This window comes from Hydrogenimonas thermophila, assembly GCF_900115615.1.
Classification (GTDB): Bacteria; Campylobacterota; Campylobacteria; order Campylobacterales; family Hydrogenimonadaceae; genus Hydrogenimonas; species Hydrogenimonas thermophila.
The window spans coordinates 64,837-87,248 of sequence record NZ_FOXB01000001.1; the positions used below are offsets into that span (position 1 = coordinate 64,837).

General features: G+C 33.2%; 17 protein-coding genes and 5 tRNA genes. 15 read left to right on the plus strand and 7 right to left on the minus strand.

From position 1 onward, the window contains the following. Positions 1-54 precede the first annotated feature (54 nt). From BM227_RS00300 to BM227_RS00320, 5 genes are read left to right on the plus strand one after another with little or no spacing between them, the layout of a single operon-like run. Positions 55-399, plus strand: coding sequence for a hypothetical protein (locus tag BM227_RS00300; protein ID WP_092909780.1), 345 nt, complete (start codon positions 55-57; stop codon positions 397-399). Further along, positions 396-2,777 (plus strand): glycosyltransferase family 4 protein, encoded by a 2,382-nt coding sequence (locus tag BM227_RS00305; RefSeq protein WP_092909783.1) that lies wholly within the window; start codon positions 396-398, stop codon positions 2,775-2,777. Before BM227_RS00300 ends, BM227_RS00305 begins: the two co-directional genes overlap by 4 nt. Continuing rightward, complete coding sequence (locus BM227_RS00310) at positions 2,774-3,886, plus strand: glycosyltransferase family 4 protein (RefSeq protein ID WP_092909785.1); 1,113 nt, start codon at positions 2,774-2,776, stop codon at positions 3,884-3,886. Before BM227_RS00305 ends, BM227_RS00310 begins: the two co-directional genes overlap by 4 nt. Before the next feature lie 31 nt (positions 3,887-3,917). After that, positions 3,918-5,009, plus strand: coding sequence for a glycosyltransferase (locus tag BM227_RS00315; protein ID WP_092909788.1), 1,092 nt, complete (start codon positions 3,918-3,920; stop codon positions 5,007-5,009). Next, positions 4,991-6,307: an exopolysaccharide biosynthesis polyprenyl glycosylphosphotransferase gene (locus BM227_RS00320; RefSeq protein WP_092909790.1), complete on the plus strand. Its 1,317-nt coding sequence runs from the start codon at positions 4,991-4,993 to the stop codon at positions 6,305-6,307. Before BM227_RS00315 ends, BM227_RS00320 begins: the two co-directional genes overlap by 19 nt. Positions 6,308-6,337: 30 nt before the next feature. Here BM227_RS00320 and BM227_RS00325 read toward each other — a convergent pair. Further along, a tRNA-Leu gene (locus BM227_RS00325) sits at positions 6,338-6,422 on the minus strand. A 154-nt stretch (positions 6,423-6,576) separates the two neighbouring features. Here BM227_RS00325 and hisD point away from each other — a divergent pair. After that, positions 6,577-7,866, plus strand: coding sequence for a histidinol dehydrogenase (hisD, locus tag BM227_RS00330; protein ID WP_092909793.1), 1,290 nt, complete (start codon positions 6,577-6,579; stop codon positions 7,864-7,866). Positions 7,867-7,965: 99 nt separating this feature from the next. Then, positions 7,966-10,014, plus strand: coding sequence for an FIST N-terminal domain-containing protein (locus tag BM227_RS00335; protein WP_092909794.1), 2,049 nt, complete (start codon positions 7,966-7,968; stop codon positions 10,012-10,014). Here BM227_RS00335 and BM227_RS00340 read toward each other — a convergent pair. From BM227_RS00340 to BM227_RS00365, 6 genes are all read right to left on the minus strand, one after another. After that, positions 10,004-10,558 (minus strand): response regulator, encoded by a 555-nt coding sequence (locus tag BM227_RS00340; protein WP_092909797.1) that lies wholly within the window; start codon positions 10,556-10,558, stop codon positions 10,004-10,006. The genes BM227_RS00335 and BM227_RS00340 overlap by 11 nt on opposite strands. Before the next feature lie 218 nt (positions 10,559-10,776). Further along, positions 10,777-10,853, minus strand: a tRNA-Asp gene (locus BM227_RS00345). Positions 10,854-10,867: 14 nt separating this feature from the next. After that, a tRNA-Val gene (locus tag BM227_RS00350) sits at positions 10,868-10,943 on the minus strand. Positions 10,944-10,951: 8 nt separating this feature from the next. Continuing rightward, positions 10,952-11,027: transfer RNA gene (locus tag BM227_RS00355), tRNA-Glu, on the minus strand. Positions 11,028-11,051: 24 nt separating this feature from the next. Continuing rightward, a tRNA-Lys gene (locus BM227_RS00360) sits at positions 11,052-11,127 on the minus strand. Between the two features lie 83 nt (positions 11,128-11,210). Next, a complete protein-coding gene (locus tag BM227_RS00365; protein ID WP_092909799.1) occupies positions 11,211-12,296 on the minus strand; it encodes a CinA family protein in 1,086 nt (361 codons plus the stop codon). Between the two features lie 96 nt (positions 12,297-12,392). Here BM227_RS00365 and ileS point away from each other — a divergent pair, with 96 nt between their 5' ends. The 8 genes from ileS (at position 12,393) to BM227_RS00405 (ending at position 22,409) form a co-directional block, all read left to right on the plus strand. Beyond that, the gene (gene ileS / locus BM227_RS00370) at positions 12,393-15,149 is read left to right on the plus strand and encodes an isoleucine--tRNA ligase (protein WP_092909802.1); all 2,757 of its coding nucleotides are present in this window, start codon (positions 12,393-12,395) and stop codon (positions 15,147-15,149) included. Between the two features lie 198 nt (positions 15,150-15,347). Further along, entirely contained in the window at positions 15,348-16,697 is a 1,350-nt protein-coding gene (gene gatA / locus BM227_RS00375) for an Asp-tRNA(Asn)/Glu-tRNA(Gln) amidotransferase subunit GatA (RefSeq protein ID WP_092909805.1), read from the plus strand. 14 nt (positions 16,698-16,711) lie between these two features. Next, positions 16,712-18,157, plus strand: coding sequence for an IMP dehydrogenase (gene guaB / locus BM227_RS00380; protein WP_092909807.1), 1,446 nt, complete (start codon positions 16,712-16,714; stop codon positions 18,155-18,157). A 143-nt stretch (positions 18,158-18,300) separates the two neighbouring features. After that, positions 18,301-19,566: an O-acetylhomoserine aminocarboxypropyltransferase/cysteine synthase family protein gene (locus BM227_RS00385; RefSeq protein ID WP_092909810.1), complete on the plus strand. Its 1,266-nt coding sequence runs from the start codon at positions 18,301-18,303 to the stop codon at positions 19,564-19,566. 8 nt (positions 19,567-19,574) lie between these two features. After that, on the plus strand, positions 19,575-20,678 hold the full coding sequence (metX, locus tag BM227_RS00390) for a homoserine O-acetyltransferase MetX (RefSeq protein ID WP_092909812.1): 1,104 nt from the start codon (positions 19,575-19,577) through the stop codon (positions 20,676-20,678). 32 nt (positions 20,679-20,710) lie between these two features. Next, positions 20,711-20,923 (plus strand): exodeoxyribonuclease VII small subunit, encoded by a 213-nt coding sequence (xseB, locus tag BM227_RS00395; protein ID WP_092909815.1) that lies wholly within the window; start codon positions 20,711-20,713, stop codon positions 20,921-20,923. Beyond that, positions 20,920-21,717: a carbon-nitrogen hydrolase family protein gene (locus tag BM227_RS00400; protein WP_092909818.1), complete on the plus strand. Its 798-nt coding sequence runs from the start codon at positions 20,920-20,922 to the stop codon at positions 21,715-21,717. Before xseB ends, BM227_RS00400 begins: the two co-directional genes overlap by 4 nt. After that, positions 21,714-22,409 (plus strand): HesA/MoeB/ThiF family protein, encoded by a 696-nt coding sequence (locus BM227_RS00405; protein WP_092909821.1) that lies wholly within the window; start codon positions 21,714-21,716, stop codon positions 22,407-22,409. Before BM227_RS00400 ends, BM227_RS00405 begins: the two co-directional genes overlap by 4 nt. The last annotated feature ends 3 nt before the right edge of the window (positions 22,410-22,412 follow it).

Sequence of the window (22,412 nt, forward strand, 5' to 3'; positions counted from 1 at the left end):
ATATTGAAACAGTAAAAAGTATTTATAAAATAAAGTAAATAAAGGAGTAAAATATTGGCAACTCAAAAAGAAATATATGAAAAGCTTATCAACTATGTAAATAAACAACTTGAGTCAAATAATCATAATAAATTATATTTTGATCAATCAGAAACAATTGATAAATCATTATTTGAATTTCCAGTTAGTGATTTGTTATCAATTAAAGATGAAGAACAGTTTGTAAATGAATGTTTTTTAAAAATTCTTGATAGATATATTGATAATGGCAATTTGCATCTTATAAGTAAATTAAAGAAAAAACAACTATCAAAAAAAGATATAATTAATATTTTATATTCTTCAAAAGAACGTAAAGTTAAGCATTTAGATTTAAATTTTGATGGAGATAAAATATGATATATTTTGATATTTCAATTTTATACAAAGCAAGAGCAAATACTGGTATTCAAAGAGTTTTAAAAGAAATAATAAAAAGATTTATAGAAAATAATGAGTATTGTATTAACATAATTGTTTTTAATGAAAAAGTTCAAAAATTTAATACAATAAAAAAAAGTTCTTTTTTAAAGTATTTAACATGTGAAAATGTTAAAACTTTTAATTTTGAGATTGAGTCAACAATTAGTATTGATGATATTGCCAGTGTTGATTATCAAAAAAAAAGAAATATATTTTTTGATATAGATGCTTATTGGAATAATCATTTAAAAAGAACTTATTTGTATCCAAAATTAAAACAACGCAACATTATTATATGTAATATTGTACATGATTTAGTTCCAGTGATGTTTCCATATTATATGGAAAAGAATACATTAAGAAATTTTATAATTAATTTATCAGCAACATATAAATATAGCGATATAACCTTCTTTCCTTCTCGATCGACTGAATTAGATTATTTTAATATTGCTGACAAATTAAATATTAATGTTAATGGTGTTACAAGAGTTATTAAATGGGGTTCAGAAATTTCCAATAAAAAAATATTAAACAATTTATCAAATGATATAAATAAACTTTTGGTCTCTAAATATATATTGTTTGTTGGGACATTAGAACCTAGAAAAGGACAACAACTTCTTTTAAATGTATTTGAGAAAATAACTGAACAACATAAAGATGTTAATTTAGTATTTATAGGTAAAGAAGGATGGAATAATAATGAATTTATTATGAAATTAAAACAACATTATTTGCTTTATAAGAAAATTTTCTGGCTAGATAAAATAAATGATAATCAATTAATAGAATTTTATAAACATGCGTTTTTAACAGTATATTTATCTGATTATGAAGGTTTTGGATTGCCTGTAGCAGAAAGCTTAGCACATAAAAATATTATTATTACATCTAAAAACAGTTCAATATATGAAGTCGGAAAGGACTTTGCAGATTACATAAATTATAATTCAGAAAATGAATTGTATGAACTAATTAATATTTATTTAACTGATGACTTACTCTATAAGCAAAAAAAACAGTTTATACGCAATAATTATAAACCATATTCTTGGGATTCAACTTATAATTCAATAATAACTATATTCAATAACTTAACAAATGATCAAATAAAAATAAAAAATAAAAATAAAAAATTACAATTTGTATTTATTAGTATTAATTTAAATAATATTGAAAAAACAATTACCGAAATTGACAAATATATAAATTTTGTAAAAGAATATATTGTTATAACTAGGCGTGAATTAGTAGATAAATTTAAAAATATTAAAACAAAATATAAAATTATAATAATAAATGAGGAGGAGTTATTAAATGAATTATATAAAGATTTTATTAATAAAGATCATGTATCTAAAAATTGGTTGCTTAGAGTATCTTTATTAAATATTGAAGAATTAGATGAAGAATTTATAATGTTAGATGATGATAATAGACCTTTAGTAGAAATAGATATAAAACATTTTATTGAGAATAATAAATACAAAGCATATTATTTTTATGATTTGTTAGATTGGAGTTGTTATATAACTGACTATGATATAGGTCAGCATAATATGAAAGAAGTTTTAGATAAAGACATGATGGAGTTATTATCATATTCTTCTCATAAACCTCAAATTATTAATAAAACTTTATTTAAAGAAGCAGTTAATAAATATTTTGAAATTGGACTTAAGAAGCCTATTGATGAATGGAGTATATATTTTAATTATGCAGTTTCAAACTATCCACATCTATTTAGAAAACTAAAATATGACACATTGAGCTGGCCACAGCATCCGTCTAATTGGAAGCAAAAATATATACCTGATAATTATTTATTTGAAAATTTTTATGAAGACAACATTAAAGGAAACTATAAAAAAAAGATTAATCATAAGAAAAAAGAACTTGAACCATATTTAGAAACTGAAAAATTTGAGGAAGAAGATAAAAAATTCTATAGATTATTTAATATGGTACATGGTGTTATGACTTTTAAATATAAAAACTCTAATATATACATATTTAATATTCCTTATTTTATTAGAGCTAAAAATAAAAGTTGGAAAAAACTACATATAAATTATAAAGCAATTAATTTGAATAATAAAAAAGTTAGTTTAATGTACATAATTAATAAAAAAAATGGAGCTAGTACAGAGTTGTTTATACAGAACAATTATGAAGACAGAGTAATTGAATTTGGAATAAGTTGTGAATCATTAAAACCAGGCGAATATGATTTGCTAATTGATATTAGTATTGATGGAATACAATTATTTGGTGAAAAGTCTCCATATCTTGTAAAGTTGTTTGTAAAATGAAGAAAATTATAATAAATGCTATTCCTTTATTATCAAAAAAAACTGGCGTAGGAAGATATATCTATGAAATTACTAAATCAATAATTAATAGTAATGAATTCAAATTATCATTTTATTATGGGTATATATCTGAAGAATTTTTAGATAATTCAAAAATTCAAAATACATTTTTAAAAAAAATTATTCTCAAATTTGACTTTTTAAAAAGAATAGTAAGAAAAATATTGATTTTTTATAGTAGATTTAATAAGAAAAAGTATGAATTATATTGGGAACCAAACTTTATACCTTATAAAGGGATAAAAGCAGATAAATTAATTATATCAGTACATGATTTTTCTTTTATTCTGTATAAAGACTTTCATCCAAAAGAAAGAGTTGAATATTTTGAAAATAACTTTTTTCCAAATATATACAGAAGTGACGTAATAATATGTTTTTCTTATTTTACAAAGAAGGAGATACTAGATATATTAAAAATAGATGAAAAAAAAGTAAAAGTAATTTATCATGGTGTTGATCATAATTTATTTAAAGTTTATAATGATTTTAATATTAATTTTACTTTACCAAAAAAATTCATTTTTTGTGTTGGCAGCATAGAACCTAGAAAAAACTTACTTGGATTACTTAATGCATACAATCAACTTGACGAAAATATAAAAGAAAAATATAAATTGGTATTAGTTGGCTTTAAAGGATGGAATAACGATAGTATTATGGATATGATAAATAAAAATAACAAGTATGTTCATTATCTAGGTTTTATTTCTGATAAAGAGTTAGCAAAAGTATATAATTTGGCTTCTTTGTTTGTCTATCCATCTTTTTATGAAGGTTTTGGTTTACCAGTTCTTGAAGCTATGGCTTGTGGAACTCCCGTAATAACATCAAATGTATCATCTTTGCCAGAAGTTGGAGGTGATGCTGTAGTGTATTGCAACCCTTATGATGTAGTTGATATAAAAAATAAGATAAAAATGGTTTTAAATAATGAAAATCTTCAAGAAGAGATGATTAAAAAAGGATTAAAAAGAGCACAAGAGTTTACTTGGGAAAAAGCAGCTGAAGAACATATAAAAGTTTTTAAAGAGGTTTTAGATAGTTGAATTATTTTGTTTATAGAGAATATATAAATAAATGAAAGTAGCAATAGTACATGATTGGCTTGTAACAAATGCAGGTGCTGAGAAAGTATTAAAAGCCATTTTAGACATTTTTTCTAGTGCTGATGTCTTTAGTTTAGTTGATTTTTTAAAAAATAAAGATAGAAAAAATATATTAAATGGTAAATATGCAAAAACTTCATTTGTTCAAAATTTACCATTTGCAAAGAGACATTTTAGAAACTATTTGCCACTTTTTCCAAGAGCTATTGAAAGTTTGAATCTGGGTGGATATGATTTAATAATCTCATCGTCTTGGGCAGTAGCTAAAGGGATAAAAAAAGATAAAAATCAGCTTCATATATGTTATTGTCATACTCCAATAAGATATGCTTGGGACCTTTATGAAGAATATACTTCAAATTTAAAGCAACCAAAAAAATTTTTAGTCCAAAAGACTTTAAAATATATTAGAGAATGGGATATTAAGAGTAATAGTAGGGTTGACTTTTTTATAGCAAACTCCATTTATGTAAAAGAGAGAATAAAAAGAATTTATAAAAGAGATGCTGTTGTTATTTATCCACCTGTTGATATAGATAAATTTACTCTTTACACAAAAAAAGAGGATTTTTATTTAACTGCTTCTAGACTTGTTCCTTATAAAAAAACCAGATTGATTGTAGAAGCTTTTAACAAAATGCCAAATAAAAAGTTAATTGTTATAGGTGATGGTGAAGAATTAACATATATTAAAAATATTGCTAAGAATAATATAACAGTTTTAGGGTATCAAAAAGATGAAGTTTTAATAAATTATATGCAAAGAGCCAAGGCTTTTATCTATGCTGCTGTTGAAGATTTTGGAATAGTACCTATAGAAGCACATGCTTGTGGTACTCCAGTTATTGCTCTCAATGAAGGTGGTACAGCTGAAACTATAATCGAAAATTTAAATGGTATACATTTTAAAAAACAGAGTGATTTAGATATAATTGAGGCAGTTAATAGGTTTGAAGCTTTAAAGTTTGATTATAAGAAAATCAGAGAAAGTAGTTTGAAGTATAGAATGTTTCAAAAAGAATTTAAAGAGTTTATTGATAGACAATGCAAAAATATATTTTAAAAAGCTTACTAATTATAAGTGACATTATATGGATGATTACTGTTTTTTATATTGTTTTTTATATTAGACAAAATTTAAATATAGAAACATTACCTGAATTTTCCTCAATAGCATTAAAAGATTTTTCATTTGTGATTTTTATAATTTTATTACTTTTTTATTATGAAAAAATATATGATTTTAGATTTGATTTTTGGCAAGATACATTAAAGATATTTAAATCTTTAGTTATATCCTTTTTAATAGTTTTTTCAATTTTAGCTTTAACTAAAACAAATTTAGAATTTTCTAGATTGTTTATTATATTATATTTCATAATTGCATTTATTACTTTTCCATTTTTTAAAAGATTTATAAAAAGTGTGCTTTTTAGGTTTGATTATTTCAAAGAGAAAGTACTGATAATTGGTAAGGAAAGTGAAAAAAAGATATTTGAAAAAGAGTTAAAAGAAAATTGGTATTTAGGTTCTATTTATAGCAATGAAGACTTTGATAAAGTTATAATACTTTCTGAAGGGTTTTCAATTCAAGAGTTAAGTAATCTAATAGAAGTATATTTAGAAAAAGTAAGTGAAATATTTATAGTACCATATTTAAAAGATATAAATTTTATTCATTCGAATATATTGGAATATTCTAACGTTCGTTTAAATACTATTCAAGTACAAAACAAGCTTTTAATTAAAAAAAATTTAATTATAAAAAATTTAATTGATAAAATTATTAGCTTAATAATACTTCCATTTTTTATTTTATTACATATTTTCATATTTGTCTTAATTAAGTTAGATTCTAAAGGAAGTGTGTTTTTTAAGCAAAAAAGACTTGGTAAAGATGGAAAAATTTTTGAAGTATATAAGTATAGAACTATGTATAAAGATGGAGATAAATTATTAAAGAAATATTTGCAACTAAATCCATATGAGATTGAACATTATAAAAAATTTCATAAATATCAAAATGATCCAAGAGTTACAAAAGTTGGTAAATTTTTAAGAACCACATCTTTGGATGAGTTACCTCAAATAATTAATGTGTTAAAGGGAGAGATGAATTTCGTAGGTCCAAGACCTTACATGATAGATGAAGAAAAAAAACTTGGAGAACATAAAGAACTAATATTAAAAGTAAAACCTGGTATAACTGGTCTTTGGCAAGTAAGTGGTAGAAATGAACTTGAGTTTAAACAAAGAATTGAATTAGAAATGTGGTACATCAAAAATTGGTCAATTTGGGCTGATCTTGTAATTTTAATGAAGACTATTAAAGTTGTATTAAAAAAGACTGGTGCTAAATAAATAGTTAAGAGTCAAATAGTAAATTTTATGTGGTGCGGACGAGAGGACTTGAACCTCCACACCTTGCGGCACCAGATCCTAAGTCTGGCGTGTCTACCAATTCCACCACGTCCGCAAAATAATGAGTAGTAAGTATACAAAAGCATACTTAAATAATAGTTTAAATACAATATAGTTTATAGAGATAGGTAGTGAGTACCTAAAAAAGTAAACAGATAGATTTTTCGACTAAAGTCGACTTTAGCCGACAAGTTCTGGTGGAGGATTTTATGCTTTTATTTAATACAACAGACAGCGATTTTAAAGAGAAGTTTAGTGAACTGCTTGGTCGCGGTGCTATGGATATAGAGCAAGTTTCTGAGATTGTTAAAAATATTATAAAAGAGATACAGTCTGAAGGAAATGAAGCTTTAAAGCGACATATTGCAAAGTTTGATCGATGGGAAGTAAAAGAAGATAGTGACTTAATGGTTGACCCACGTGATATGAAAAAAGCTTACGACAAATTAAGCAGTGAATTACGTGATGCATTGCACTTAGCATATGATCGCATTAGAAACTATCACGAAAAACAGATGCCAAAGAGTTGGATAGACTTTGACAAAGCAGGAAATACTCTTGGTCAGAAAGTTACTCCTGTTGATCGTGCCGGTTTGTATATTCCAGGTGGTAAGGCTGCTTACCCAAGTTCACTTTTAATGAATGCAATTCCTGCAATTGTTGCAGGAGTTGAAGAGATTATAGTTACAACACCAACTCCTGACAATGAGATAAATGAACTGCTTTTAGCTGCAGCTCATCTTTGTGGAATTACAAAAATGTTCAAAGTAGGCGGTGCCAGTGCTATTGCGGCTATGGCGTATGGTACGCAAACTATTCCAAAAGTTGATGTTATTACTGGTCCGGGAAATATATTTGTTGCAACAGCTAAAAAGCTTGTTTACGGTGATGTAAACATCGATATGATCGCAGGTCCGAGTGAAATAGGCATTTTAGCTGATAATACAGCTATTCCTGAGTATTTGGCTATAGATCTTCTTTCTCAAGCAGAACATGATGAGATGGCAAGCTCTATACTCATTACACCTTCGGCAGAGTTGGCTGAGTCTGTACGTGAATTAGTTTATGTAGAGCTTGCAAAACTTGAGCGTGAAATGATTGCAAGAAAATCAATTGAAGAGAGAGGTGCCATAATAGTTACTGAAACTATGGAAGAGGCTGTAGAGTTAATGAACAGAATTGCTCCTGAACACCTTGAAGTAGTAACTGCGAACCCTTTTGATCTTTTGCCACATATTAAACATGCAGGTGCTATTTTTCTTGGTTCATTTACTCCTGAGCCAATTGGTGATTATATGGCTGGTCCTAATCATACATTACCTACAGGTGGTACAGCCAAGTTTTACTCACCACTCAATGTTGAGAATTTCTTGAAAAAGTCATCTATTATCTCTATGAGTGAAGATGGTATAAATGAGATTGGCGAAGCTTGTGCGCTATTGGCAAAGACAGAAGGTTTGACAGCTCACGAAAAGTCTGTACGTATTCGCTTGAAGTAGTTAAGGCAGGACTGGAGTCCTGCTTCCAGACTCGGAAACGGGACTTTCTCAAAGAGAATGCTAAAGAACAAGAGTCCCGTAATTAATAAAAGGGAATAGATGAAGCAGTGGAGTTACAGTTTTAATAGTGAAGAAGAGTTTTCAAAGTTTGTAAAAGATAATAATTTAAAAGATAAAGAGCAGATACTTGTTCAAGTAAACTGTGGTGTTTTAAAACAAAATATTTTTGAACATGTGCAAAAGGTTATTAAAAAAGAGTTGCCACAAGCCATAATTGCAGGAGCGAGCAGTGTTTCTCAACTTTATGATGGGCATGTAACCTCAAATAAAATAGTATTTTCTATTACTCATTTTGAAAAAAGCACTCTTTCGCTATTTGAGTATACTTTTCCATCTTTTGATGAGTGTGATTATTCAAATATAGTAAAACTACTATCTAATTCTCTTAGAGATGATACAAAAGGTATTTTGCTTATTACAAATGCGGTATATTTTGATATTGAAAAACTGATTAGCAATATTAACAAGCATTTTGCACATATTCCAATATTTGGAGGTATTGCATCAGACAGTGATCCTCTTTTTAATTTTACAATTTTTTCTCAGAATAAGATTTATTTTGAAGAGGGTTTAATAGCTGTAATTTTCAGCGGAGAATCGCTGCAAGTCTCTTGCAACTACTATTTTGATTGGGAAGCGATTGGTAAGGAATATACTGTTACCAAGGCTGACGGGAGGTATCTATCGGAGCTTGACGGACAGCCTATTATGGATATTTACAGTAAATACTTTGGTCCAATGGATAAAGACAAGCTTCTTAATGTTTCAATTTCTCATCCACTTATTCGTACTTCATCTGAATTTGGACAGGTGGCAAGAGCACTTTTAGAGTTAGAGGGTGAGAAAGGACTTTATACTGGAGAGTTTGAAGAGGGTGAAAAAGTTCAAATAGGCTTTGGTCACTATGAACGTATGATAGGTCGCTATGATGAGATTCAGAAGACTTATGAAAATATACCAGCAGAAGTAGCATGGTTTTACATTTGTATATCTTATAATTATGGGTATATGGATATTTTAGATGCTTCAGCATCATTTTATAAAAATTCAGATCAGTTATACGGGTTAATAACTTTTGGTGAGTTTAGTCAAAGGGAAGGAAAAAATAAGTTTTTAAACTTTACTTTAACACGTGTAGTGCTTTCTGAAAGTAGTGATTCAAGAATAGAAGTTAATAGTAAAAAACCTATTTTAGATAAAAAGGATGAACTGCTTGTTACTCTTTCAACTCTTGTTGCTTCAAGTAGTCATGAAATTATGAATCTTAACCGTTATCTTGAGCAAGAGGTTCAAAAACGTACAAAAGAGTTAGCAGAGTTAAACTCTTCACTTGAAAAACGCATAGAGCTTGAAGTTAAAAAGAATAGAGAAAAAGATAAAATGCTCTATCATCAATCCAAGCTTGCATCAATGGGAGAGATGATAAACAATATTGCTCATCAATGGAGACAGCCACTCAATATAATTGCTTTAGTTATGCAAGATTTGTCGCTTAAAGCTCAAATTGGCAATATTTCATATACAGAAATAGCTAATGCTGAGAAGAAAGTTAATGAAACACTAAAATATCTTTCAGATACTATTGATGATTTTAGAAGCTTTGTCTCAAATGGTGAAAACTTTTCTAGTCCAGGTGGATTTGAAGTCTGCAAAACAATTAAAAATACAATTAGATTAATTTCTATTGTATTGGAAGATAAAAATATAGATTTGATATTGAAATTGCCTGAAGATGACAAAATTGTTAAGGGAAGCTCAAATGATTTAAAGCAGATACTTTTAAATCTTATCTATAATGCTATTGATGTTCTTAGGGAAAGAGAAGTAGAAAACCCAACAATTAAGGTAGAGGTCAAGTATAATAAATATATAAATATTATTGTGAAAGATAATGGCGGTGGTATAAATCCTAAAATAATTGACAAAATATTTGAACCATATTTTACTACAAAGTATAAAGCTCGAGGTACAGGACTAGGTCTTTATATGTCAAAGATGATTGTAGAGAAGAGATTTAATGGAAAAATAAAAGCCCGCAACACAAGTCGCGGGGCAATGTTTTGGATAGAGTTGCCAATTATGGCTTAACGTCGTAGAATACTTTAAGAGCGCGAATAATCATTGCATTTTTAGAGATGCGCTCAACTTTAGCGTCAGCGTGGACTTTATCATAAAGATCCATTGGTAGAGTAATTGAGAAAGTTTTTGTCTCAATTTTTCTGCGTTTTGCAATTGTTTGGTTGATATTCTTAAGCATATCGATAATTTTATTAGAATCGATAGGCTTTTGAATGAAACTGTCTACTCCAATTTTGATTGCTTCTGAAATTTTGCTCATATCATTGCTTGCAGAGATAATTACAATAATTTGATCAGGGTTAATGTCACGGATCTTTCTTGCAAGTTCAAGTCCATCCATACCTGGCAGAATGATGTCAATAAACACAACATCAGGTCTTCTCATTCTGTAAAGATCCAATGCATCTTCTGCGTTCATTGCAGAGTCAATTGAGTTAAAGAAGTTGCTGAAAGTAGATACCATCAGCTCATTTGCTTCTTTCTCATCCTCTACAACTAGTGCATTTAACTTTTTTGTTTCGTTTGCAATTTTTACAATATCGTTGTCAATCATTATGTTACTCCTTGGTATTGTTGTTTTAGAAGTATAACATTTAGAAACATAAAGAAAAATTAACGTAATTAATTATGTGAATAACTTGAAGGTAACAAGAAGATTATAGGTGACTATTTACGTTAATGGACGACAGTTTAATGGGTGTAGATTAAAATAATTTATATGCAATTAGTGGAATAATACTGTTTTGATTAGGATGTTTTGATTGAAGAAAATGGCGCGGTGGACGAGACTCGAACTCGCGACCCCCGCCGTGACAGGGCGGTATTCTAACCAACTGAACTACCACCGCACCGATAAGAAGAATGGTGGTCGCTAGTGGACTCGAACCACTGGCATCCACCTTGTAAGGGTGGCGCTCTACCAACTGAGCTAAGCGACCGAATAATTTGGCGACCCCTAGAGGATTTGAACCTCTGTGTCCACCTTGAAAAGATGGCATCCTTGGCCACTAGATGAAGGGGTCAATATGACCCTTACAACATTTACGTGGTGACCCGTGTTGGATTCGAACCAACGGCCCATTCCTTAAAAGGGAATTGCTCTACCAACTGAGCTAACGGGTCATCTTTTATTTGCTTTCCTTTGCAAATGTGAGCGAAATTATATGCAAAAAATTTTTATTTGTCAAGGGTTTTTGCAAAAATTTTTAAAAAAAATCATTTGACCCTATTTGAAGCAGGATTTTATAGGCATAAAACATGCTTTGTTCTTGTATATATTGGCGGTCTCCTTCGAAGTGTAGTTTCTCTATAATTGTGCGTTCATCTGCTATTGCACCTATAAATACAGTACCTACAGGTTTTTGTGCTGTTCCTCCTCCAGGACCAGCTATTCCACTGATTGCCAGTGCATAATCTGCCTTGGTAATCTCTTTGGCTCCAATGAGCATCTGCTCAACACACTGCTCACTTACAGCACCATAATATTCTAAAGTCTCTTTCTCTACACCAAGCCATCCAGCTTTAAGTGCATTTGAGTATGTCACAAGTGAGCCGTTAAATACATTTGATGCTCCAGGCTCTTTGGTTAACTGTGCTGCTACCAACCCTCCTGTACAACTCTCTGCAAAAGTTACACTCTTTTTTGCCAATGTCAATTTTTCAATGATATATGCAAAAATATTGTCAGTTACAATAGCTTTATCTGGAAGCAATTGTTTTGCTCCTTTTAGAAACTGCTCTAATTGTCCATATTTTTTACTGACAGCCTCTATCTGAAGCCATCCTGGTGTCAGAGTTGTTATATTTATATTTATCTCATAAGTTTTGCTCAATGGATCAAGTAAAATTTTTGCACTCTCTTCATCCATATGAAAAATATGCAATATACCTCTATCTTCACTATGTTCAATCAAAAAAATAGGTAAGGTCTGTCCAGGTTCTGCCATTACAACGTTTATTGCAGAGTTATTGAATTTGATTAAGAAGCTGTTATCATCATAAATTTCACTTTTTGAAGGTATTAAAAGGTTCTCTTTAAGAATTAAAGTATCATCTATCATTGTTGAAATAAGTTTACTGACTGGTGTAAAGGCATTTTTATTTGTAACAATTATAATATTTCCTTCTTGAGCCATTTGCTGTTGCAAAAGTGTAACAGTTTCAGTGCTGGTTTCTGGTAGTTTTATAATTTGTTCTAAAAAGCCTAAATGATTTAGTTCACGTTCAATATACTCCATAAAAGGAGTGTTGAGGTATAGATTTTTGCCAATGATTATTAGACGGTTTTTCATAATTATCACCTCCGTAGTTTTGCTATTATATCAATAAATCAGCACATTTTAATCACCTTTTTACTATAATCGATTAATTTTTCTCCGGAGTGATGAATGGACTACAAGGCAACACTTAATCTTCCAAAAACCGATTTTCCTATGCGCGGAAACTTACCGCAGAATGAACCTAAACGCTATGCGAAATGGTTTGAACAGAAGGTTTATGAGCGTATGAAAAAGAACCGCGAGGGCGCGGAGATGTTTACGCTTCATGATGGACCTCCTTATGCCAATGGAAAGATACACATTGGTCATGCATTGAACAAAATTCTTAAAGATATCATTGTCAAAGACAACTACTTTCAAGGGCGTGCAGTACGATTTACACCAGGCTGGGATTGTCACGGTCTGCCAATTGAACAACAGGTTGAAAAGAAGATAGGCAAAGCAAAAAAAGAGCAGTTGCCAAAATCTAAAATACGTCAGCTTTGTCGTGAACATGCTGCAAAATTTGTTGAAGTGCAAAAAGAGGGCTTTAAAGCTCTTGGTGTTATTGCTGATTGGGAGAATCCATATGTAACGATGGATTTCCGCTTTGAAGCAAACATCTATCGTACACTATGCAATGTTGCAGCAAAAGGGCTTTTGGTTGAGAGAAACAAACCTGTTTACTGGAGTTGGGCTGAACGTACTGCATTGGCAGAAGCAGAAGTGGAGTATGAAGATAAAGAGGATTACTCTATCTATGTCGCTTTTGAGTTGGGTGACAAAGCAAAAGAGAAGTTGGGACACCCTGAAGCTGCTGCAATTGTCATTTGGACAACAACACCTTGGACGCTTCCTGCTAATGTTGGTATAAGCCTTAACCCTGATGAGATTTATGTGCTTACCAAAGATGGCTACATTGTTGCAGAGAAGCTCTTTGACAACCTGCTTGAGAGTGGGGTTGTGGAAGGTCCGATTGAGATGCGAATTCCTGCTCGTGATCTTGAAGGAATGGTAGCCATTAACCCACTTAATGGTCGTCCTTCACGTATTGTACTTGGTGAGCATGTTGTAATGGAAAACGGAACAGGTGCTGTTCACACTGCTCCTGGTCACGGAGAAGATGACTACCGTGTAGGTTTGGTTAACAACCTTGAAGTCATTATGCCTGTTGATGAAGAGGGCAGGTATGATGAGACAGTTGTGCATCTTGGACTTTTGCCTAATGCAGAAGAGTTTGTAGGCAAGCACATTTTTGAAGCTAATGAAGAGATTTTAAAACTTCTTGGCAAGTCACTTTTGAAAGTTGAAAAGTTTGTTCACTCTTACCCACACTGTTGGAGAAGTCATACACCTTTGATTTTCCGTGCTACAAAGCAGTGGTTTATCAGTGTAGATGGTAAGCCAGATGGTGAAGAGAAGAGTTTGCGTGAAATAGCACTTAGTGAGATAGAGAAGACTAAGTTTTACCCTGAATGGGGACGAAATCGCCTTAACTCTATGGTTGAGGGCCGTCCTGATTGGTGTATTAGCCGTCAGCGTGACTGGGGTGTGCCTATTGCATTTTTCCGTCACAAAAAGACAGGTGAAGTAATTTTGGACGAAAAAGTTCTTAACTTCATCGCTATGATATTTGAGATGAAAGGGTGTGATGCTTGGTATGATATGAGCATTGAAGAGCTTCTATACCCAGGCAGTGGTTATGATCCGGCTGATCTAGAAAAAGTTATGGATATTTTAGATGTATGGTTTGATAGTGGTTCTACCTGGTATGCTGTACTAAAATCTCGTAACTATGATGCAGGAAAATTCCCTTCAGACCTTTATCTTGAAGGGAGTGATCAGCATCGTGGATGGTTCCAAAGCTCACTTCTGCTTGGATCCGCTGTTGAACATAAAGCTCCATACAAAGCTATCTTGACACACGGCTTTACTGTTGACGAGAAGGGCGAAAAGATGTCCAAGTCAAAAGGTAATGTCGTTGCACCTGATGAAGTTGCAAAAAAGTATGGTAGTGAAATTCTCAGGCTTTGGGTAGCGATGAGCGAGTATAAGAGCGATCTGAAAATCAGTGATGCTATCTTAAAGCAGGTGGCTGAAAACTACCGAAAAATACGCAATACATTCCGCTTCTTGCTTGCCAATGTCAACGATCTTGAAGAGTTGGTACCAGTTGAGAAGATGGGAGAACTTGATCGCTGGATTGTAAAGAAAGCTAAAGAAGTCTTTGCATCTATGCGTGCATCGTTTGATATGTATGATTTCTCTAAAGGGTTCCATACTCTTAATAACTTTTTAACAAATGAATTAAGCGGTATTTATCTTGATCTTACAAAAGATCGTCTCTATTGTGATGATAAAGATGATATTACAAGACGATCTAGCCAGAGTGCAATGGCAATGATTGCTAAAACTCTATTGCCATTGGTTGCACCGGTCCTTACATATACTGCCGATGAGTTGATGGAATTTGCACCTGCTGTTGTTAAAGGGGAAGCAAATGATGTATTTGATCTTATTTATAAACCGCTTCCTGATGTCCAGAGTGTAATGGATGAAGATTATATGATTCGTGCTAGAGAAAGCTTCTTTGAAATTGTTGACAGACTGAAAAAAGAGAAAGCAGTCAAGCAGACATTGGAGCTTGGAATTGTTACAGAGAGTGAAAAGTTAAAAGTTTTAGATCACAAAGATGCTGAAGATTGGTTTGTTGTCAGTGAGATTTCCAAGGCAAGTGCAAGTGAAGTTCTTGGTGAGTTTGAAGTAGATGGTGATCGTTTCACTATTGTTAGAGCAAGTGGATACAAATGTCCAAGATGTTGGCGTTTTGCTGCACCAAAAGAGGATGGACTTTGTGAACGATGTGCAAAGGTGTTGAATGTTTGATTTAAGTCAACCGATTAGCTGGCAAGTAATTGTCGGAACAATCGGTTTGATATTACTAATAACAGCACTAGGTGTTTTGGCAGTAAATAAAAGATGTTAATAGTTTGAGTTGGGAGTTAAGAGTTAGGAGTTAGGGATTGAGTAATTTCTAAACTCCGAACTCCTAATCCCGACCTCCAAATAAAAAGGAGATATGATTTGATTACATTAAAAGAGGCTTTGCAGTTACCAAAAGAAGAGATTAAAGCATTACGTGATGATTTAAAGAAGAGAATAGAAGAGAAAAAGGAGTTAAACGCCTATATCTCTGTAGATGAAGCAGGTGATGGTGTACCTTTGCTTATAAAAGACAATATTCAGGTAAAAGGGTGGAATATTACCTCTGCTAGTAAAATTTTGCAAGGGTATGTGGCACCTTACAATGCAACAGTTATAGAGAAGATAGAAGCTGCCGGACTTTCACCTTTTGGCCGTGCCAATATGGATGAGTTTGCTATGGGAAGCTCAACTGAGAGCAGTTTTTATGGTAAAACACTTAATCCTCACGCCCCAGAGCGTGTTCCTGGTGGATCATCTGGCGGGTCTGCTGCTGCAGTTGGTGCAGGTGTTGCTATTGCTGCACTTGGAAGCGATACTGGAGGTTCTATCCGTCAGCCTGCAGCATTTTGTGGAATTGTGGGTATGAAACCAACATATGGACGTGTAAGCCGTTGGGGGCTTGCAGCTTACAGTTCTAGCCTTGATCAGATTGGACCTATGACACAAAATGTTGAAGATGCAGCTATTTTGTATGATATTATCAGTGGACATGATAGTCACGACAGTACCAGTGCTAACATCGACTATACACCTGTAACTCCAAATCTTGATCCAAATAGAAAACTTAAAATTGCTGTTATCGATAATTACATTAAAGATGCAAGTGCAGAAGTACAAGCAGCATATGAAACAGCAATTAAAGCTTTAGAAGATGCCGGTCATACAATTGTGCATAAAGAGATGATGGGTGCAAAATATGATATTGCTGCATATTACATCATTGCTACAGCAGAAGCTAGTGCAAACTTGAGCCGCTATGATGGCATTCGTTACGGAAATCGTGCTGAAGATCCTAAAGATCTTAAAGACCTTTACCTGCGTACACGTAGTGAAGGGTTTGGCGATGAGGTTAAGCGACGTATTTTACTTGGAAGTTTTGTTCTTTCAAGCGGATATTATGATGCTTACTATCTTAAAGCTCAAAAAGTACGACACTTGATTAAAGATGAGTTTGAAGAGGTCTTTAAAGATGCAGACCTGATTTTAAGCCCTGTTGCACCAACACCAGCGTTTAAATTTGGTGAAATGGCTGATCCGCTTCAAATGTACTTGAGTGATGCTTATACCATCGGGGTTAACCTTGCAGGTCTTCCGGCAATCAGCCTACCAATTCAAAAAACAGCAGAAGGTCTTCCTGTAGGACTTCAGTTGATTGGTAAACATTTTGATGAACAGACAGTTTTTGATGGTGCATTAAGCCTTGAGGCGGCAGTAGCATATAATAAATAAAAAGGAGATCACCTATGAGAATAAGAAAACGCGCCCTGACATTCGAAGATGTCCTTTTGGTTCCAAAACACTCAACAGTTTTGCCTAAAGAGGTAGATATATCAACACAGTTGACTAAAAATGTTCGCTTAAATATTCCTATTGTATCAGCGGCAATGGATACTGTTACTGAATATCGTGCGGCAATTGCTATGGCACGTCTTGGCGGTATTGGTATTATTCATAAAAATATGGATGTAGAGACACAAGTAAAGCAAGTAAAAAAGGTAAAAAAGAGTGAGTCTGGAATCATTATAGATCCTGTATTTATGCACCCCGGGCAGACTCTAGGTGAAGCAGAAGCTATTATGAGAGAGTATCGCATTTCTGGTGTGCCTGTTGTAGATAAAGATATGAAACTACTTGGAATACTTACAAACCGTGATATGAGATTTGAGACTGATATGGGCAAAAAGGTCGAAGATGTAATGACTAAAATGCCTTTAATCACTGCTAAAAAGGGAATCTCTCTTGATGAAGCAGCAGATATTATGCATAAAAACAAGATAGAAAAGCTTCCGTTAATTGATGAAAACGGTGTTTTGACAGGTCTTGTTACAATCAAAGATATAAAGAAACGCAAAGAGTATCCTAATGCTTGTAAAGATGATTTTGGTCGTTTGCGTGTAGGTGCTGCTATTGGTGTTGGACAGTTTGACAGAGCTCATGCATTGGCTGAAGCTGGTGTAGATGTATTGGTGCTTGATTCAGCGCATGGTCATTCTCAAGGAATTATAGATACACTTAAAAGACTTAAAGCTGAGCTTGATGTTGATATTATTGCTGGAAATATTGCAACAAGTGAAGCTGCAGAAGCGTTGATTGAAGCTGGTGCAGATGCGATTAAAGTAGGTATTGGACCTGGTTCAATTTGTACTACAAGAATTGTTGCAGGTGTTGGTGTTCCTCAAATCAGTGCTATTGATGAGTGTGCTCAAGTTGGACATAAGTATGGTGTGCCTGTAATTGCAGACGGTGGTATCAAATATTCAGGAGATGTTGCTAAAGCATTGGCTGTTGGTGCAAGTTGTATTATGGCTGGGTCTATTCTTGCAGGAACAGAAGAGAGTCCTGGTGAGACAATTATGTATCAGGGACGACAATATAAAAGCTATCGCGGTATGGGAAGTATTGGAGCAATGACTAAAGGAAGTACTGACAGATATTTCCAAGAAGGTACTGCTGCTGATAAACTGGTACCTGAAGGCATTGAAGGTCGTGTACCTTACCGTGGACGAATTGCTGATGTTATTCATCAGCTAACAGGTGGTTTAAGATCATCTATGGGATATTGCGGTAGTAAAGATATTCCAACTTTCTGGGAGCGTGCAGAGTTTGTTGAAATTACCAGCGCAGGTCTTAAAGAGAGCCATGTGCATGATGTTATGATTACAAAAGAGGCTCCAAACTATCATATATAGAGTTAAGAGTTAGGGGTTAGGAGATTTCCTAATTCCTAGACTCTAAAAATTAATATTTTAGGTGTATTTCTATAGAACATTGGCAATTGAAAAATATCTAAAATATTAAGGTTTTATAGATAAGTTATATTCAAGGATTTACAATGACCCAACAAACCAAAGCACTCCATGCAGGATATGAAAAAGATAGCCAAGGCACAATGGCAGTACCAATTTATCAGACAACAGCATATGAGTTTCGTGATGTAGAACACGCTGCAAACCTCTTTGCCCTAAAAGAGCTTGGCAATATCTACACTAGACTAAATAACCCAACCACCGATGTTTTTGAAAAACGATTTGCTGAAATGGAGGGTGGTGAAGCAGCTCTTGCTACTTCAAGCGGAATGGCTGCCATCTTTTATGCAATTGCCAATGCTGCAGAAGCAGGAGATAATATTGTCTGTGCAACACAACTTTATGGCGGAACATTAACTCAAGCTGCTCATACTCTAAAACGCTTTGGTATTGAAGCAAGATTTTTTAATGTACATAAACCAGAAGAGATTGAAAAGCTAATAGATGAAAAGACAAAAGTAATATTCTTTGAGACACTTACAAACCCTAGCATTGATGTTGCAGATATTGAAGCGATTGTAGAGATTGCTAATAAATATAATATCTTAACAGTTGTAGATAATACTGTAGCAACTCCAATCCTTTGTCAGCCTCTAAAATATGGTGTAGATGTAGTAGTTCATAGCGCTAGTAAATATACAACTGGTCAAGGTCTTGCTATTGGCGGAATAATGGTAGAGCGTAAAGGGTTGGTAGAAAAGATTAAAGATAACCCAAGATATCCACAATTTAATGAACCAGATGTAAGCTATCACGGACTTATTTATGTAGATGTGCCACTTCCTGTATATACACTGCGAGCAAGATTAAGCTTGCTAAGAGACCTTGGTGCAGTAGTAGCACCTTTTAATAGCTGGCTCTTTATTCAAGGATTAGAGACATTGCCAATAAGAATGCCAGTTCACTCTAATAGTGCTAAAAAAATAGCCCAGTTTCTAGAAGAGCATCCAAAAGTACTAAAAGTTAATTACCCAGGTCTTAAGAGTAACTCAAACTATGAAATGGCAATGAAATACTTTAAAGATGGCATGAGCAGTGGTCTTCTTAGCTTTGAAGTTGAAGATTTTGAAACAGCTAAACAGATTGTAGATAGAACTAAAATATTCTCTTTGGTAGTAAATATAGGTGATAGTAAAAGTATTATCACCCACCCAGCAAGCACAACACATCAGCAATTGAGTGATGAAGAGATGAAAGCTTGCGGTGTTAAACCAGGACTTATACGTCTTAGCATAGGATTGGAAGATCCTAATGATTTGATTGAAGATTTGAAACTTGCTTTAGAAGGGTAGCATTAACGTTGAAGTTAGAAACAAAAAAAGAGCTTTTTACCAATCCTCTCTATCTTGAGAGTGGACGAATTCTTGAACCGTATGAGTTAGTTTATGAAACATACGGGGAGATGAATGAAGATAAAAGTAATGTCATACTGGTAACACATGCATTAAGTGGAAGTCACCATGCAGCAGGTCGGTATGATGGCGATAGAAAACCTGGATGGTGGGATGGGCTTATTGGTGATGGAAAAGCTATAGATACTTCGCGTTTTTTTGTAATATGTGTCAATGTAATTGGTAGTTGTTATGGATCAACCGGTCCTATGTCACAAATGTATCCAAGCCAAGAGCGTTATCGGTTAAAGTTTCCTGTAATTACTGTTAAAGATATGGTTAAAGCACAACGCATACTTCTAAGCCGCTTGGGAGTTGATCAACTGCATGCAATTATTGGCGGTTCAATGGGTGGTATGCAAGCTCTTCATTTTGCTATTGAGTTTCCTTCTATTTCCAAACATACCATTGCAATGGCAGCAACACATGCTACAAGACCTTGGGCAATTGCTTTTAATAAAGTAGTCCAAGAAGCGATCATCAAAGATCCTAAGTTTAAAAATGGCAATTATGATCCTGAAGATTTTAAAGATAGTGGTTTTACAGGACTTGCAGTGGGCAGAATGGCTGGACATATAAGTTATCTAAGTCCTGAGTCAATGGATAGAAAGTTTGGCCGTGCTTACGTAGAGACAGATGGTCTGTTTGAGCTTTTTGGAAAATTTCAGGTTGAAAGATACCTCGAGTACAATGGTTACGGTTTTAGCAAATGGTTTGATCCTTTAAGTTATCTATACATTACTAAAGCAATCAATATTTTTGATATCTCAAGAGGGTATGATTCTCTTGATGAAGCACTAAAAAAGATCAAGACAGATTTGCATCTAATCTCTTTTAAGCGTGATTTGCTATTTATGCCTGAAGAGATGAAAGAGATTAAAACGGTAATGGATTCACAAGGTCAAAGAGACTTGGTAAGTTACTATGAAATTGACAGTGATTACGGGCATGATGCCTTTTTGGTTGAGCTTGATAAGTTCAGTGACTATGTTGCAAATGTTTTGAATCAATAGCATATTTGGCTGTATAAATTTAAGGAGAAGCTATGGCAAAAGAGCTTGGATTTGAAGAGAGAGTAGAGGCAGCGAAGAAGATAATGGAGCAGTTGATGGATCCTGAGATTCCATTGGAAAAGAGTGTTAAACTCTATAAAGAGGGAATGGAGCTTTTAAAAGAGGCAGGAAAGATTCTTGAAGAGGCAAAAATAGAGGTTGAAACTATTGAAAAAGAGGAGATTGATCCGGAGGAGCTTATATGATTAATCTGGCTGCGCTTCAAATGCCAACTCAGGGAATGAATCCAAATGCTCTAGAGCATTACTTTAAAACAGCCAAAGAAAAAGATGCTAAATTAATACTTTTGGGAGAGTATGTTTTAAACCACTTTTTTAAAGAGCTTGAAAAGATGCCTATAAATATGATAAAAGATCAAAGTGAGCATCATTTAAGGGTAATCAAAGAGCTTAGCAAAAAGTATGATATGGTGGTAGTTGCTCCTCTTGTTCAAGTAAAAAACAAGGTTTGCTATAAAACTATTGTAAAAGTTACTCCTAAAACAACACATACCTATTATCAGCAGATACTTATTGATTATGGCCATTGGGATGAAGCAAAATATTTTGCAAATGAAGTTAAAGAGTTTGAAGATCCAATGGTTTTTACTCATGAAGGAGTACGATTTGGTGTTATAGGAGGTTTTGAGCTTCATTTTAACTGGTTTTTTGATCGTCTTAATGCCAGGGATGTAGATGTGCTTTTACTTCCAACGGCTGCAACATTTGAATCACTGCAAAGATGGCGTGAAATTTTAAAAACAAGAGCTTTCTTGCATAATATCTATATTTTAAGAGCCAATCGTGTCGGTGAGTATCTTGATAAAGATATTAAGTGGAAGTTTTATGGTGATTCTATGTTGATTACTCCTATGGGAGAGATTGAAAATCTTCTTGAAGATAAAGAGTCTTTGATGGTTGTTACTGTTGATCGCAAAGAAGTTCGTGAAGCCAAGAAGCTTTGGGGATTTGAAAAACAGATAAAAAGGAGAGGCGGATGAATGATGCAGCAAATTTTAAGGAAGACTATTTTCTCTACTTTAACCGACAGGTAATGCTTTGGGGAGAAGATACACAAGCTAATCTTCAAAATAAAAAAATTGCAATTATTGGTTCAGGTGGACTTGGCAGCTCTTTAGGTTTGGCATTGGGTGCTAGCGGAATAGGGCATATAGACTTAGTTGACTTTGATGAAGTTTCAGTACACAATATTCACCGTCAGATTGCTTTTAAAGTAGGTGATGAAGGGAAAAAAAAGTGCGAAGTTGCTGCAAAACTGATTGAGAATCGTTGCCCATATGTTAAAGTAACTCCTTTTGATATGAAGTTTGAAGAGTTTGCAAAAGAGAAACGAACTTATGATCTTATTTTAGATGCTACTGATAATTTGCCAAGTCGTGCTCAAATAGATAAGTTTGCTAAAGAGATTGGCTCTCCTTGGATTTATGGTTCTGTAGAAAGCTTTAATGGACAGGTATGCTTCATTGAAAAGAGCAGTTTTGATGCTTTCAAGGTTATGGATAGAAAACCTGCCGGGATTGCAGCTCCTATTGTTATGCATATAGCATCTCTTCAAGCAAATTTGGCACTACGCTATCTTGCTGGAGAATCTGTAAAAAAAGATCTTCTTTACTATTTATATTTCAATGATGAGGGTGAGTTGATAACGCAAAAGTTTAAAATGCCTGTTTGATTA